The organism is Spirulina sp. CS-785/01 (assembly GCF_028330525.1).
Lineage (GTDB): Bacteria > Cyanobacteriota > Cyanobacteriia > Cyanobacteriales > Spirulinaceae > JAQMSD01.
In genome coordinates this window covers 1-13714 of the sequence record NZ_JAQMSD010000084.1, presented here as the reverse complement: position 1 = coordinate 13714, position 13714 = coordinate 1, and the positions used below count along the sequence as shown (strand labels likewise).

Sequence of the window (13714 nt, the reverse complement as noted above, 5' to 3'; positions counted from 1 at the left end):
CCCCTAAGCCTTGGGTTTAAACCCTATACTCTAATTTTACAGTGATTCCCCTAAGCCTTGGGTTTAAACCCTATACTCTAATTTTACAGTGATTCCCCTAAGCCTTGGGTTTAAACCCAAGGCTAATAGCTTAAACCCGTTAAAAACGGGTTGAATGACTATACTCTAATTTTACAGTGTGAGGAGTGAAAGAAGCTCGCTTAGGGCTTGCTACGAACGAATAAACTGATTACTGTTTACTGTTTACTGTTTACTGCTTACTGTTTACTGATTATTAAACCTTCTGACGTTCAATAAAGGCCAAAATCTGGTCTAATCCTTGTTGAGTTTTTAAGTTGGTAAAGAGAAAGGGTTTCTCTCCTCGCATTTTCTTTGCATCCCGTTCCATGATGCTTAAATCTGCGCCAACATAGGGGGCTAAGTCAATTTTATTAATGACCAGTAAATCAGATTTGGTGATACCGGGGCCACCTTTGCGGGGAATTTTATCTCCTGCGGAGACATCAATGACATAAAGGGTTAAATCGACTAATTCGGGACTAAAGGTGGCCGCTAAATTATCTCCTCCACTTTCGAGGAATACGAAGTCGAGGGGGTTAAATTGTGCTTCGAGGGAGTCGATGGCCGTCAGGTTGAGAGAGGCATCTTCGCGGATGGCCGTGTGGGGACATCCTCCTGTCTCGACTCCCCTAATTCGCTCACTCTCTAAGGCTTGCGATCGCACTAAAAACTGAGCATCCTCTTGAGTATAGATGTCATTGGTGACAACGGCAATCTGATACCGTTGTCGCAGCGACTTACACAACGCATCTAGTAAAGCGGTTTTTCCTGAACCCACAGGCCCAGCAATTCCAACACGAAAAGCAGTCATTGTTTTTGGGTAATTGGTAATTGGTAATTGGTGATTAGTAAATTCTCTAACTATAACTATCCATTATCCACTATCCACTATTTTCTGCGATCGCGCACCCCCCGTTCTTTTAAAATATCCGATAACGTGGGACAATACATCGGTAAACCAAAGGTAGTGGGATTGACCCATGTTTTATGCACAAAATGGCGATACTCTAAACAAAACCGATCCCATGATTCCATTTGAATCCGGAATAAAGCAATAAAAAAATTAGCTAACCAACGGGATAAATTAATCTGAAAATAAACCCGTTTTCCCCGGTAATGGCTAATTTCCCGCACTGCATCATGGACTTTAACCGGGGGACTCCCTAACACTAACTGTTTTAAATAAATATCATCAACTTCATTGACAACATCATAAGGAAGCGGGTTATCAACTAAATAACAAGTCACCCTCGCAATATCTTCTCCATGAATAAAATGAAAACTGGCATCTGCTGTGAAAAAACGAGCTAAACTAACCCATTTCATCGCATCTTTTAACCCCGCAGAAATGTGAGAATAGGGTTTTGTTTCATCTCCCCCAAATACCAAAGTCGGGAATAAAACTGTAATTTTCTCGGCAATATCGAGGCGGGGTAATTGGGTTAAACAATCATACTTTGCTTTAATATAATCTGTACCAATTTGTTTTGCTGCTTCCAGAGGTTGTAAATTATAATCTAAAACACTTGCAGTAGAAAAATAAAAGATTTGTTCACAAACTTGCTGATCAACTAAACTAAATAAACGAATGGTTTTCGCCACATTAATATCAAAAACTTCCGGCATTCCTCCCCAAATTGCTGCCGTATGAATCACAATATTAATGGTTTTTAATAAGTCCTCAAACTTTTCAATATCCTGAAAATCAGCGTGTAAAATGTGAATGCCGGGACGGGATTCAGGAGCAAATTTAATTTTAGCTGGATTCCGGACTAATAAAAACAGTTCGTGCTGGGTTTCTTTAATCAGTTTATCGGCGATATAGTGACCAATGCAGCCACTTGCACCAGTCATAAAAATACGTTTTTGCGTCATTGTTTCTTGGGAACAGGTCGTCCTTCGTAGGTCATGGGTTATTGTGGCTTGAAATCGTCTGTTTTAACTCCTCTCAACTCATCAATAACCCAATGATAGATTGTTGAACCCTGACTATTGAGAGGTTAAGCAGGGATGGCCAGTAATTGATTGACCTGTTTTGCCGTTTCAAAGAAATAAGCGGCGTTCTCTTCCGGTGTACCGGGGAGAATTCCATGGCCTAAGTTTAAGATATGGCCTTTCCCGCCTGTTTTGCGAACGGTGTCGAGGATGCGATCGCGGATAAACTCCTTCGACCCAAACAACGCTCCTGGATCAATATTACCTTGCACCTTCATCTCCGACCCTAACCGTCGTCTTGCGTCGGCCATATCCACGGTCCAGTCCACACTGACGATATCAACCCCCGACTGTCCCATCCGTTCTAAAATCCCGGCACTGCCGCTAATATAAAGAATCAACGGCGTATCAGGATGGGTTTCTTTCACCTGCCGGATAATCTGTTGCTGATAGGGCAAGGCAAAGGTATCGTAATCTTGGGGACTAAGATTCCCAGCCCAAGAATCGAACAGTTGCACAATTTGCGCCCCACAGTCAATCTGAAAGCGGACATAGGTGGCGATACCGTCGGCAATTTTACTCAAAAACTGGTGCAGCATGGCGGGTTCAGAGAAAGCCATCTGCTTAATATTGGCATAATTTTTCGAGGTTTTCCCCTCAATAGCATAAGCGGCCAACGTCCAAGGAGACCCCACAAAGCCTAACACCGCCGCTTCATTGCCCACTTCTTGCCGTAAGGTCTGTAAGGTGGTTTTCACGAAGGGTAACGCCGCTTCTGGGTCCAGGGAATGCACCTGATCAATTTGGGCCTGGGTACGAATGGGGGGGTCAATCACCGGCCCCTTACTTTCCACAATATCAAAGGGAATGCCCATTCCAGGGAGAGGCGTGAGAATATCGGAAAACATAATCACCCCATCCGGTCGAAAGGCCCGCCACGGTTGGAGCGAAATTTCAATGGCCAAATCTGGATTTTCTGATCTTTCCCGGAAACTGGGGTATTTTTCCCGCAACTCTCGATACACTTTCATATAACGTCCAGCTTGGCGCATCATCCAAACGGGGGGACGTTCCGCGTCTTCGCCTTGGGCGACTCGCAACAATAAGGGTAATTGGGCAGAACCCGCCATATAAACTCCGTTTTCTCTATAAAAGTTTTAGTGCATCTGTTAGCTTATCATTTTCTTTGTCCCTCTGTGAGGAAACCTACAGACTGAGTAATCCGGGTCGAGGGGCGATCTTTAACATCAACGCGATCGCCCGTCAAGAAAAAACCGATCTACTTATGACTGTTGCGAATTTTGATTGAGACATTCTGTAATCTTTTGGGCTAACACTTGCACATTCGGTTCTTGCAACATTAATAAATGGTCGCCCGGTACATCATAAATCTCTAAACCACCAACAGCAATCTCTCCCCATCCGTACTGCGGATCAAGTTCTGTTCCCACTTCAGCTTTACGATCCATCGCTCGAAATAACGTCAGTTTGCCAGTGTAAGGTTGAGGAAAATGCTGTTTTTTAATTTGAAAATTGCGTTCACGGGTAGCAACTTCTTTTAAGTCGTCGGACAGGGATAACCCCAGACGTTTGTAGAGTTTGGCATTTAGAGATTTCAGTCGGTAGCGTATCCGCCCCAGTCTGCTGGTCAGTTTGCGGATGATATAGCGAAATCCTTCCTCTTGAAATTTCTCCCAGTGACCCGATACGCGACGATTGACGGGTAAATGTCGCACCCCAGTCCGTGCTGTGGTATCTAATAATCCCAAAAAGGCCACTTTTTCTCCTTGTGCTTGTAATTTGTGGGCCATTTCAAAGGCGATTCGTCCCCCGAAAGAAACACCGATCAGATGATAAGGGCCGGTGGGTTGTAGGGTTTGCATATCTTTAATATAAATATCGGCAAGTTCTTTTACGCCTTTACTCCCTCCCTGTCCTTCATCAACCATATCTAAGGCCAGTCCATACACAGGTTGGTCTAGTCCTAAATATTTAACTAAGGGACGATAATATTGCATTCCTTTCCCTAACGTATGAATCCCAAATAGAGGAAGTTTACTCCCTTTGGGTTGTATGCTGATAATGGAGGAGGAGGAGGCAATGGGATAATTTTCATCCCGCAAAATGGCAGCGAGTTGCTGAATGGTGGGATATTGAAATAAAATAGAAATTGACAGTGGACGCTGAAAAACTTGTTCTATTTCACTACAAAGACGGATTGCTAATAAGGAATGTCCACCCAAATCAAAAAAGTTCGCGTGAATACTAATCGACTCTTGATTCAGCCATTTTTGCCAAATTTCAGCTAGTTTTGCTTCTACTTCATCTTGAGGAGGGCTATAGCTTGTTGTCTCTGGCTGTTCAAGTTTTAACTCTTGCAAGGCATGACGATCCACTTTACCATTGGGAGTCAAGGGAAGGCTTGCTAAGAAGACGAAAAATTGAGGAATCATGTACGCGGGGAGTTTTTTCCCTAAAAAAGTGCGGATTTCCTGAGAGTTGAGCGTTTCAGTCTGGTTAGAGGCAAGATAAGCAACTAGGTTTTTCACACTTTCAGGGGAGTTTTGATGCACTAAAACGGACGCTTTATTAATCTTAGGATGGTCAGTTAACGCGACTTCAATTTCATTGAGTTCAATGCGGAAACCCCGGAGTTTAATTTGATTATCACGCCGCCCAATAATTTCAACATTTCCATCAGGACGATAACACCCTAAATCCCCGGTTTTATAAATCCGATCGTCTTCCTGTTGAGTCGCGGGATTAATAATAAACTTTTCTTGAGTTAACCCAGGATCATCTAAATAACCGTTAGAGAGATAAGCGGTTCGTATGCAAATTTCCCCTTGTTCGCCAATATTAACTAATTCCCCTTGCTCATTTAAAATGAGTAACTGTACCCCTTCAATCCCTTGACCAATTGCAATTTTATCTGAAGTTTGGGACGCTTCTTTATTGTCAATACTGTCTTGAGGAACAATATAATATCCCATTGCTTGGGGGGTTTCTGTTGTACCATAAAAGTTAACGTGCGTGACTTGAGGACAAAGGGAATTCATCCGCACAATATCTTGGCGAGTTAGGAGATCACCCCCCCAAAATATATAGCGCAAGTTATCTAGAAGCGGCGATTCAGTGAAGGGATTCTGGGTGAGCAACATCCCCATGGGGGGGGTAAGATGAGCAATGGTAATTGCGTTTTCACCCATCCAACGTGCGAGTTTGCCTGGTGTTTCTATAAAACTTTGATCGGGAATATACAAGGTTGCACCAAGACATAAAGGGGTGAAAATGTCTCGTAAGATGGGATCATGAGAGAGTCCAGAGAGGAGAACAAATTGGTCGGATTCTTTTAAATTAAATTGCTCAATTTGCCATTTAACAAAATGAGTTAGGGGGTTATGTATTCCTACGATTCCTTTTGGTTTACCTGTTGATCCAGAGGTAAAGCTAATATAGGCTAAATCATGAGGCTGGATATTAATTTTAGGGGGTTGGTTTTGAGATTCTGATGCTGTAGAGGTTGCGGTTTTATTTTGAAATTGGGCTGGATTATCAGGGAGTTCTATGGTAATTTTAGAATCTTTTTCTTTAAAAAAATTATCTAGGGGTTGTGGTAATGAACCTGAATTGGTGAGATAAATTAATCCTTTGGGATTAGCAGCCCATAAACAATCCAGCAACCGGGAGTTAGGGTAAGCTGAGTCTAAAATGGTGAATGCTGCTCCGGCTTTAAGGATTCCTAATAAGGCCCAAATAAAAGCAGCACTTCGACTGGCATAAATGGCGACTATATCTCCTTGGTTAATTCCCTTGTCTTGTAACTCGTAAGCCAGTTGATTGGAGTAATATTCTAATTCATCATAATTCCAGTTATAGCGAGAATCAATTAAGGCAATTTGAGAGGGGACTCGCTTTGATTGCTCAGAGAAATATTGAATGATGGGTTTGTCTAAAACGTTGGATAGTTTTAAGGTGGGATCGGGTAAAATGGAAGTATTAGAAGTGTTCATGGTTCAAAAATGGGAGAGCAGTCATCAAGGGAATACATTGAAAAAATTAAAAAATTGATGATTGAGATTAAAGTTTACTTTTCAGCTTTCTTAACGTTTTTCTCAAGTTAACTTGCTGTTGTTTCGGTAGCCATTGAAACCAATGACTCACTACCGAAACGAATTCTAGATTGTCTTCCTGTTCAGTGGGTTGGTGATGGTTAGAAATTACGTTTGTTAGGTTGGATGCAAGGTTAATTGCTTCAAAGGCTTTTTGCAAGTTGGAGGCGACTATACTGTTTAAGGGGTGAGAGTCAATGGTATTTGAAAAATGACAAATTGTTGGGTTTGTATTAATCTCCCAAACTTGTATTTGGTCATCTAGTAAACTATAGTCAATACGTCCATATTGTATCCGTGCTGTTTTAAAGATTTCCCGTAATTGCTGTTCATGGGGATTGTTGGTTACGTAATCTTTGTTTTCTGCTTCCCTTGCTTCTGTGTTGAGGGTTTGTGCTTTGACTACCCAATTGTTTTGATAACGGACATGAACTGGAATAATCTGTTCTCCAATTGTAAAGGCTGAATATTTTTTGAACAGTCCTTGAGCATCACGAGTATCGCAAAACTCGATAATGACTTTATTTTGGCGATTTTGTCCTTGTTGGACTATTTCCGCGATCGCATGGTCTAAGTCTTCCATCGTTTCTAGTAAAGCGGTTTGATTCCCACTATGATCATTCTCCCCTCTAACAAATACTGGAAACCGTTGCGGTTTTGGGTCTTCGGTTAAACGATAGATATTGAATTGATTAATGTTTTGATTGTATAAAGTTCTCAATAATTCATATCGACACATTGACCATAAAGGATGATTCAGAAGTCTAACTCCGCTATCAATTTGACTTAATTGAGTCCATATCCAAGCTGCTTTTTCAGCATCTTGAGGAGATAATCGTTCAATATCTGAAAAAATATAAGTTCCACTCGGAAGTTTTCGTTGGCGAGTAATTTGATCATAATAAACGGGTCTGATAAGGGAAACTAAAGGTTGACCCCATTGTTCTAGATACCAATTGATAACGTTAACGTTATTGCGCGTGACCAGATAAAATATCATTTTAAATTCTCAATTTACACAACAGTTTTTTTATCTCTAATACTGAAAATTGTCGGTGTTCAAAAAGTTTCAGAGTTACTGGTATTCAATTAGCGTAATTAATATACTTTCTTAGTATTAAGAGAACCAAGGCATCATTTGCTCAACTAAACAACGACTTTTTTCTGTTCTTAAATCTTCAAGTTCTCCACTTAAAACACCTAAGGCGGTAGCAATTACATCCCGATGACTTTCACACGCAAATAAATGATACCAAAGCAATAATTTGTGTTGAGAAGGAGAATTGGTGATTTGGCGTTTAATTGTGCCAAGATAATGACGAATAATATTTAATAGCTTTGCTTTTCTTTTACTTCTACCAAAATCTAAATAACTAGCATACCAGTGATTATACATTCTCACTGACGCTTCTTGCCATAACCCTTCAAGAAGGAGACGATCTTGTAAAGGATGATTGCACTTTTCTAAATAATCAAGATGCTTTTTATGTTCTTCTGGATCACTAAATCTAACGAGAACTGTATTATTCTTTTCTTCAATAACAATTGTCTTAATATCACAAGACAAAGTATTATTTTCAACTGTAATGTTGGGAACTATAGACCATAAAGCATTCGGATATTTTTTCCATATTGATGGTTTTACTAAAAAGTTACCTAACCCATAAAAAATCCAACCATCATTATACTTTTCATAACCTTGGGGAATATGTGAATGATGACCATGAATAATATTAGCTCCATTATCAATTAATGATCTTAAAAAATCTTGCCATTTTGGAGACGGCCAAGAACACATCTCAGCAGAAGCATGAATCGAAACAATGACTATATCACATTCTTTTTTTAACTTTTCAATTTCTTGATATAGATAAGCATCTAGAGCAGCAACCCCTCCTTTTTGTTGGGAAGCAATTCCAAATTGAGTCTCACAACGAGCTAATATGCCAAACTTAATTCCATCATTTTCAAAAAAGATTGGAGCTTTCGCGGTGTTCAAATTAGCACCAGCCCCTATACAGTGAAAAGATAGCTGTTCACATTGTTGAATAGTGTTTAATAAATTATCTTCTCCATAGTCCATAGAGTGGTTATTAGCTAAAGTTAAAAATAAAGAGGGAAAATGAGATTTAAGTAACGATAATTTATCAGCACATCCTGACATATTAGGGCCAGCTTTTTTTCTTTTAATATTGCCTTCTTCAGCTACAATTGTTTCAAGGTTGCCGATAGCTACACTTGCGTAAATATCATTCAGAACTGTATCCTGTTGAATTAAACAAATATCACCCATTAAAGATAAATTCATAATCCATGACTCCTAGTTCCACTAAGGTTGCTTTTGGGTTTTTGTCACTTTATTCAGTGTAACATCAATACCAACAAACGTGAGACATCATTGCTTGCTATTCTAGCCAATGTGACAAATCACGATTGAGTAACTCTTGCAATTGGAGAATATCTTCTCGATGTTAAAATAAAAAAATAATTTTTCTTTCTGTCTATAAACGGGCAGTTAAGTGACGACGTAAGGTAAAACTAATTAACCGCCAAGGAACTGAGGTTTTTTTCAGCGTTCCTTTCCTTAAAAAACGGAGGCTGAATAAGCGAAATAATCCTTTTAAGCGAGCTTTTAAACGCATTTGGGTTAAATTGTATTGATGAGCATATAAAGGCTGTAAGGCGATATCTCCCCAGAGAACATCGGCTTGATGACCTGGACTCAAACCGTGTTGACGGTGTTCTGGGTTGGGAATTCCTCCATGTTCTCCATAATTTCGAAAAGGAATAAAGTTTTTTAAGTTATAGGAACGCAAAAAGCCATCAACTTGAGAATCCCAACTTGAGTATACTTTACCACCGGTTTCTTGTTGGATTTGCTCGGCTAATTTGACTAAATGTTTGGCAGCTTTAGGGGTTAAAATATAAGCTACCATCGCAGTTGAAAACCCTTCGGCATACCCTTCTGGAGAAACCCAGTACACTTGGGGAGCGCAGTTATAAATCCAAGATAGTCCTACTTTGGGATTATCTTTGGCAAACGGTAGCGGGAGTTTGCCGAACTCTTTTACTGGCACAAAATCTGCTTCTAGGATTAAAGTTGGTTGGATATCTTCTGCTGCTTTTTCCCAAGCCTGACGATGATTCAGTAAACAGCGAAAACTGGGAGAGAAATCTTGATATTCAGGTTTATTTTCTTGCCGAAGGATAGTGCATTGAAATCCTTCCTGTTTCAGATAGTTTTCTAATTCCTCTGTTGGTTCTTTGTAGGCTATAATAAAGGTTTGACCAATGGTATTTAAGAGAGTATCCATAGGGCGATCGCGCTAAAATTTGTAAGAAGCAATAATATTTTTTCTAAAAGCAAGTCCCAAAATTTCTATTTTTTCAAATACATTTTTTTCCAAATAAAAAAGGGACTCACTAAACAACTCTGAAGAAATTGGAACTGTGCCGCTGCCACTACATCGGTTTCCAACACATCGCGATATTTCCAAAAGTGTAAGAGCAGTTTTCGCAAATCGTTGACAAAATAGGCCGGAAAAATCAGCGGTTTTTGCCAAGGTTTATAATTTAACATTCGCGTCCGATGACGACTTAGACCCACCCCTTTAAAAAACTTAATTAGATACTCTCGCTCAAAGCGATTTTTCGGAATATAGTGATAGATGTGCATTTTGGGGTTATACCAAATTTCCCAGCCTGCGGCAGCTATATAGGAAAGGGCTTCAATATCTTCCCCTTTGGTCATTAAGGATTTTCCCACAGGCCCTTGTAGCACTAATTTTTGAGGAACGTTATCCAACCAGACTTGCTTACGAATGACTAATCCCGCCCCTGGTGGATAGACTTTTTTGCGAGCATATTGATAGGAAGTATAACATAAGGGTTTATCCCCACGCTCAATCACGGGAATAAAGTTAGCAATACGCTCAAAATGGGGAGGGGGTTCAACTTCGTAGTCTCCGTGAATTTGGCCACTATAAGCCCCTGCTTTCGGATAGTCGTGACTGAAGCTATAGGCTTGATACACCCAATCGGCTGCGGGATAATTATCATCATCAAGGAAGCCAATTAATTCTCCTTTGGCTTCTTGAATGCAACGACGACGGGCAAAAGAAGCCCCTTGCTGAGTTTCTAAAAAATAGTTCAAGGTGGAATGGGACGGCCAGTTCGCTTGGTAGTCTTTAATAATCGCAGCAGTGCTATCTGTGCTATTGTTGTCCACGACAATCACTTCCCATTGCACCCCATCGGTTTGGGTTTGCGATCGCACCTTTTCTAAAAGCCTACCAATATACTTTTCCCCATTGTAAGTTCGTATCGCAACGGTAAAATCCATATCAATAAAAAATTCCCGTAATTAATAATCAGTGGATTTTGGCTTGAAAACGCCTTACTCCTAAAAGACAGGGAGGAGAAGACAGGGAGAAATGAGTTAACCTTTTGGATGACAAAACTATTGGGTGGTCAATTGAATTTTTTTTGTTGATAAAGTAAAATCTTTTGGGAGTTGTAAGAGATTCTTGAATCCCTTGCCCATGCAACAATCTGCCCCTCATTGTAGCATAGGTTAGCCAACCGTAAACCGTAGGTAAACCTTACTCCTCCCATTCCCCAAACCTTTAATCAACCCCTTGCAATTCCTCCAGACGGGCTAAAACTTCGGTACTATGGATCCCAGGGCGAACCCCTAAATAAATTTCCCGTAAAATGCCTTCTGGGTCGATTAAATAAGTATGACGGAGGGAACTATAGCCCATCCAAGACCCATAGGTTTTACTGACTGTGCCATCGACATCAGCCAGTAGGGGAAATTTTAACCCCTCTGAGTCGCAAAAGTCCTTATGGGAGTCCACATCATCAGCACTCACTCCGAGAATTTGGGTATTGCGAGCCGTATATTTGGGTAAGTCTTGCTGAAAGCGTTTCGCTTCTAGGGTGCAACCGGCAGTGAAGTCTTGGGGATAAAAATATAAAACCACCCATTGGCCGCGATAGTCGGTGAGAGAGATGTCCCCGTCTCCGGTGTGGGTAGGGAGGGTGAAAGAGGGGGCCGGTTCATTTAAGGGGGGTTGGGGACCACCGAGGGCAACTGCTGGAGCGGTTTGAATTAACCCACTGAGGAGAGTGAAGCAGAGGATACACAGGACAGCCAGTACAGTGCGACGGGAATAAGGGATCATAGCAGAATTGGGAGTAGTTAGGTCAAGATTGGGCAAAGTTGCCAATTTGTTTATTATTTTAACCGCCGCAAAAACTCGATGGGGAGGCCATCTCGGTCGGCAATGAAGGCAACCTCATAAACGCGATCGCCGATCATTTGTTGGGTGGGGTCGAGTAGGATGGTGGGGGGGTCTAAATTTGCCTCCTGAAAGCGCGTATGCAGCGTTTCCAGCCATTGGGGAAGATTTTCGGCTAAATCAGTCAAATCGAAGGATAAGTGATAATAGCCCACATAATGCTCATCTCCGAAGGCATCGGGGGCGGGTTTGGGTTCGGGAATTTGGATAAGTTCAATACGCCCGGCCAATCCAGTCATCCAACAGGCCAGAGTGTATCCTGTAGTGAAGCGGACTTCGACGGTAAAGCCTAGAGTTTCGTAAAAAGCGATCGCTCCATGAATATCCGCCGTCCGAATAGAAGTATGGTGCATAGGACAGTCAACCGTAAACCGGAATCAGTAATCAGTAATTTAAGATTAGTGATAAAATGCGGAAGCGCACAATAGGGAGTGTAAGACAAGCAACGTGGTTCAAGGATTGATGTCTGCAACAGAGCAGCGTGAAACAACAAGTGTATCCCCAACGGGAAACGCTCTCCATTTACAGTGGCTTGAGCAATTGAGCGATCGCATCATTGCCGGAGAGCATCTCACCAAAACCGAAGCCCTCAAATTAACCCAAATTGAAGGAGAAGCCGAGATTCTCCAACTGTGTGAAGCCGCCGATAAGGTGCGTCAAGCCTGTTGTGGGAATCAAGTCGATCTATGTAGTATTGTCAACGTTAAATCCGGCAACTGCTCCGAAAACTGCGGCTTTTGTTCCCAGTCCGCCCACCATCCGGGCAAAGATTCCCCCGTTTATGGCTTAAAACCCAAAGAAGAAATTCTCGCCCAAGCCAAAGCCGCAGCAGCAGCAGGGGCCAAACGCTTTTGCCTCGTGTCCCAAGGTCGAGGCCCTAAATATAATAGCCCCCAGTCCCAAGAATTTGAGCAGGTGTTAGAAACCGTCCGAGAAATCATCGACACCACTGCCATTAAACCCTGCTGTGCATTAGGGGAAGTCACCGCCGAACAAGCCCAAGCCCTCAAAGAAGCTGGCGTAACCCGCTATAATCACAACTTAGAAGCCTCTGAGACCTTCTACGACAAAATTGTTAGCACCCACAGTTGGCAAGACCGAGTAGATACCGTCAAAAACTTAAAAGCCGCCGGAATTCAAGCCTGTACAGGAGGCATTATCGGCATGGGAGAAAGTTGGGAAGACCGGATCGATCTAGCCCTCTCCCTACGAGACTTAGAAGTAGAGTCCGTTCCCATTAACCTCCTCAACCCCAGAGAAGGGACTCCCCTGGATACCCTCCCCAAACTCGATCCCTATGATGCCTTAAAAGCCATAGCCCTTTTTCGCCTCCTTCTCCCCCAACAAATTCTCCGCTATGCCGGAGGCCGCGAAAGTGTCATGGGAGAACTGCAACATCTCGGCTTAAAAGCGGGAATTAATGCTATGCTAATCGGGCATTACTTGACCACCCTGGGCCAACCCCCAGAACAAGATCAAGCGATGCTGGAATCCCTAGGACTGCAAGGTGGAGAAGCCCCCATCCCCGGTGAGTACCAAACCCCGTCGTCAACCGAAAGCGAAACCTAAACCACGCCGTCCTCATCCCCCCTCAAAGCGTCGTCTCGCTCGGGTTTATGTGGTACTGTGGGCAATTATTGGCCTCGCCTTAACCATTGGGGGGACGCTCATTCCGGCAGCCATTACCAACGTTCCTTGGCATTGGTCCGAAGACGGGTTACAAGTGCATCCCTTAATGGTGACTTGCCAAGTAGGGGCCGTGTTGCTGGTGGGATGTTTGGGGGGTGAAACCGCAGGCGCGATCGCGCAATTGGCCTATCTCATCTTAGGATTATTCTGGCAACCCATCTTCACCCACGGCGGCGGCCTAGAATATATCCAAGAACCCACCTTCGGCTACTTACTCGGCTTTATACCAGGGGCCTGGCTCTGTGGACGTATCGCCTTCCGCACCCACGCCAAACTAGAAACCCTCGCATTAAGTAGTTTTGCCGGACTATTCACCATTCACGGTGCTGGAGTCCTCTACTTAATGGGGTTACACCTCTTTAGTCCCATCGGCGATGGCATCCTCGCCCTCATTCATGCCATCCTCAGATATTCCCTCTATCCCCTCCCCGGCCAATTAGTAGTTGTCTGTGCTGTATCCGTCATCGCCTTCTTTCTACGGCGGATTTTATTTTATTAGAGAGAGACATTGGTTCACCCATCAACCATCAACTCCCCTTTGTGTCCTTTGTGTCTTGGTGGTTCAATTTCCCAACCATCAACTATCAACCATCAACCATCAACTCCCCTTTGTGT

Annotated in this window: 12 protein-coding genes; 2 read left to right on the top strand and 10 right to left on the bottom strand. The window is 42.5% G+C overall.

Annotation, left to right across the window (positions count from 1 at the left end; all coding sequences use genetic code 11):
- Positions 1-274: 274 nt before the first annotated feature.
- From ureG to PN462_RS04685, 10 genes are all read right to left on the bottom strand, one after another.
- On the bottom strand, positions 275-871 hold the full coding sequence (ureG, locus tag PN462_RS04730; protein WP_272126862.1) for an urease accessory protein UreG: 597 nt from the start codon (positions 869-871) through the stop codon (positions 275-277).
- Between the two features lie 77 nt (positions 872-948).
- Positions 949-1935, bottom strand: coding sequence for an NAD-dependent epimerase/dehydratase family protein (locus PN462_RS04725; RefSeq protein WP_272126861.1), 987 nt, complete (start codon positions 1933-1935; stop codon positions 949-951).
- Between the two features lie 125 nt (positions 1936-2060).
- Positions 2061-3125, bottom strand: coding sequence for a uroporphyrinogen decarboxylase (hemE, locus tag PN462_RS04720; protein ID WP_272126860.1), 1065 nt, complete (start codon positions 3123-3125; stop codon positions 2061-2063).
- A 153-nt stretch (positions 3126-3278) separates the two neighbouring features.
- The gene (locus PN462_RS04715) at positions 3279-6008 is read right to left on the bottom strand and encodes an amino acid adenylation domain-containing protein (protein ID WP_272126859.1); all 2730 of its coding nucleotides are present in this window, start codon (positions 6006-6008) and stop codon (positions 3279-3281) included.
- A gap of 67 nt (positions 6009-6075) precedes the next feature.
- Positions 6076-7107: a hypothetical protein gene (locus tag PN462_RS04710; protein WP_272126857.1), complete on the bottom strand. Its 1032-nt coding sequence runs from the start codon at positions 7105-7107 to the stop codon at positions 6076-6078.
- A 117-nt stretch (positions 7108-7224) separates the two neighbouring features.
- Complete coding sequence (locus tag PN462_RS04705) at positions 7225-8415, bottom strand: CapA family protein (RefSeq protein ID WP_272126856.1); 1191 nt, start codon at positions 8413-8415, stop codon at positions 7225-7227.
- A 193-nt stretch (positions 8416-8608) separates the two neighbouring features.
- A complete protein-coding gene (locus PN462_RS04700) occupies positions 8609-9421 on the bottom strand; it encodes a hypothetical protein (protein ID WP_272126855.1) in 813 nt (270 codons plus the stop codon).
- A gap of 65 nt (positions 9422-9486) precedes the next feature.
- Entirely contained in the window at positions 9487-10449 is a 963-nt protein-coding gene (gene hpsE, locus PN462_RS04695) for a hormogonium polysaccharide biosynthesis glycosyltransferase HpsE (protein WP_272126853.1), read from the bottom strand.
- A gap of 283 nt (positions 10450-10732) precedes the next feature.
- On the bottom strand, positions 10733-11293 hold the full coding sequence (locus PN462_RS04690) for a peroxiredoxin (RefSeq protein WP_443029060.1): 561 nt from the start codon (positions 11291-11293) through the stop codon (positions 10733-10735).
- Positions 11294-11346: 53 nt separating this feature from the next.
- Positions 11347-11763: a VOC family protein gene (locus PN462_RS04685; protein ID WP_272126850.1), complete on the bottom strand. Its 417-nt coding sequence runs from the start codon at positions 11761-11763 to the stop codon at positions 11347-11349.
- Between the two features lie 109 nt (positions 11764-11872).
- Here PN462_RS04685 and bioB point away from each other — a divergent pair, with 109 nt between their 5' ends.
- On the top strand, positions 11873-12979 hold the full coding sequence (gene bioB / locus PN462_RS04680) for a biotin synthase BioB (RefSeq protein ID WP_272126849.1): 1107 nt from the start codon (positions 11873-11875) through the stop codon (positions 12977-12979).
- Positions 12939-13598 carry a biotin transporter BioY gene (locus PN462_RS04675; RefSeq protein ID WP_272126847.1) on the top strand — a complete coding sequence of 220 codons (660 nt, stop codon included), beginning with the start codon at positions 12939-12941 and terminating at the stop codon, positions 13596-13598. Before bioB ends, PN462_RS04675 begins: the two co-directional genes overlap by 41 nt.
- The last annotated feature ends 116 nt before the right edge of the window (positions 13599-13714 follow it).

What these genes read in the sequence shown, in the direction of transcription:
- PN462_RS04690 (WP_443029060.1), bottom strand. Translation starts at nt 11,293, where the DNA reads ATGATCCCTTATTCCCGTCGCACTGTACTGGCTGTCCTGTGTATCCTC.
- PN462_RS04705 (WP_272126856.1), bottom strand. Translation starts at nt 8,415, where the DNA reads ATGAATTTATCTTTAATGGGTGATATTTGTTTAATTCAACAGGATACA.
- PN462_RS04725 (WP_272126861.1), bottom strand. Translation starts at nt 1,935, where the DNA reads ATGACGCAAAAACGTATTTTTATGACTGGTGCAAGTGGCTGCATTGGT.
- hemE (WP_272126860.1), bottom strand. Translation starts at nt 3,125, where the DNA reads ATGGCGGGTTCTGCCCAATTACCCTTATTGTTGCGAGTCGCCCAAGGC.
- PN462_RS04715 (WP_272126859.1), bottom strand. Translation starts at nt 6,008, where the DNA reads ATGAACACTTCTAATACTTCCATTTTACCCGATCCCACCTTAAAACTA.
- ureG (WP_272126862.1), bottom strand. Translation starts at nt 871, where the DNA reads ATGACTGCTTTTCGTGTTGGAATTGCTGGGCCTGTGGGTTCAGGAAAA.
- hpsE (WP_272126853.1), bottom strand. Translation starts at nt 10,449, where the DNA reads ATGGATTTTACCGTTGCGATACGAACTTACAATGGGGAAAAGTATATT.
- PN462_RS04700 (WP_272126855.1), bottom strand. Translation starts at nt 9,421, where the DNA reads ATGGATACTCTCTTAAATACCATTGGTCAAACCTTTATTATAGCCTAC.
- PN462_RS04685 (WP_272126850.1), bottom strand. Translation starts at nt 11,763, where the DNA reads ATGCACCATACTTCTATTCGGACGGCGGATATTCATGGAGCGATCGCT.
- PN462_RS04710 (WP_272126857.1), bottom strand. Translation starts at nt 7,107, where the DNA reads ATGATATTTTATCTGGTCACGCGCAATAACGTTAACGTTATCAATTGG.
- bioB (WP_272126849.1), top strand. Translation starts at nt 11,873, where the DNA reads ATGTCTGCAACAGAGCAGCGTGAAACAACAAGTGTATCCCCAACGGGA.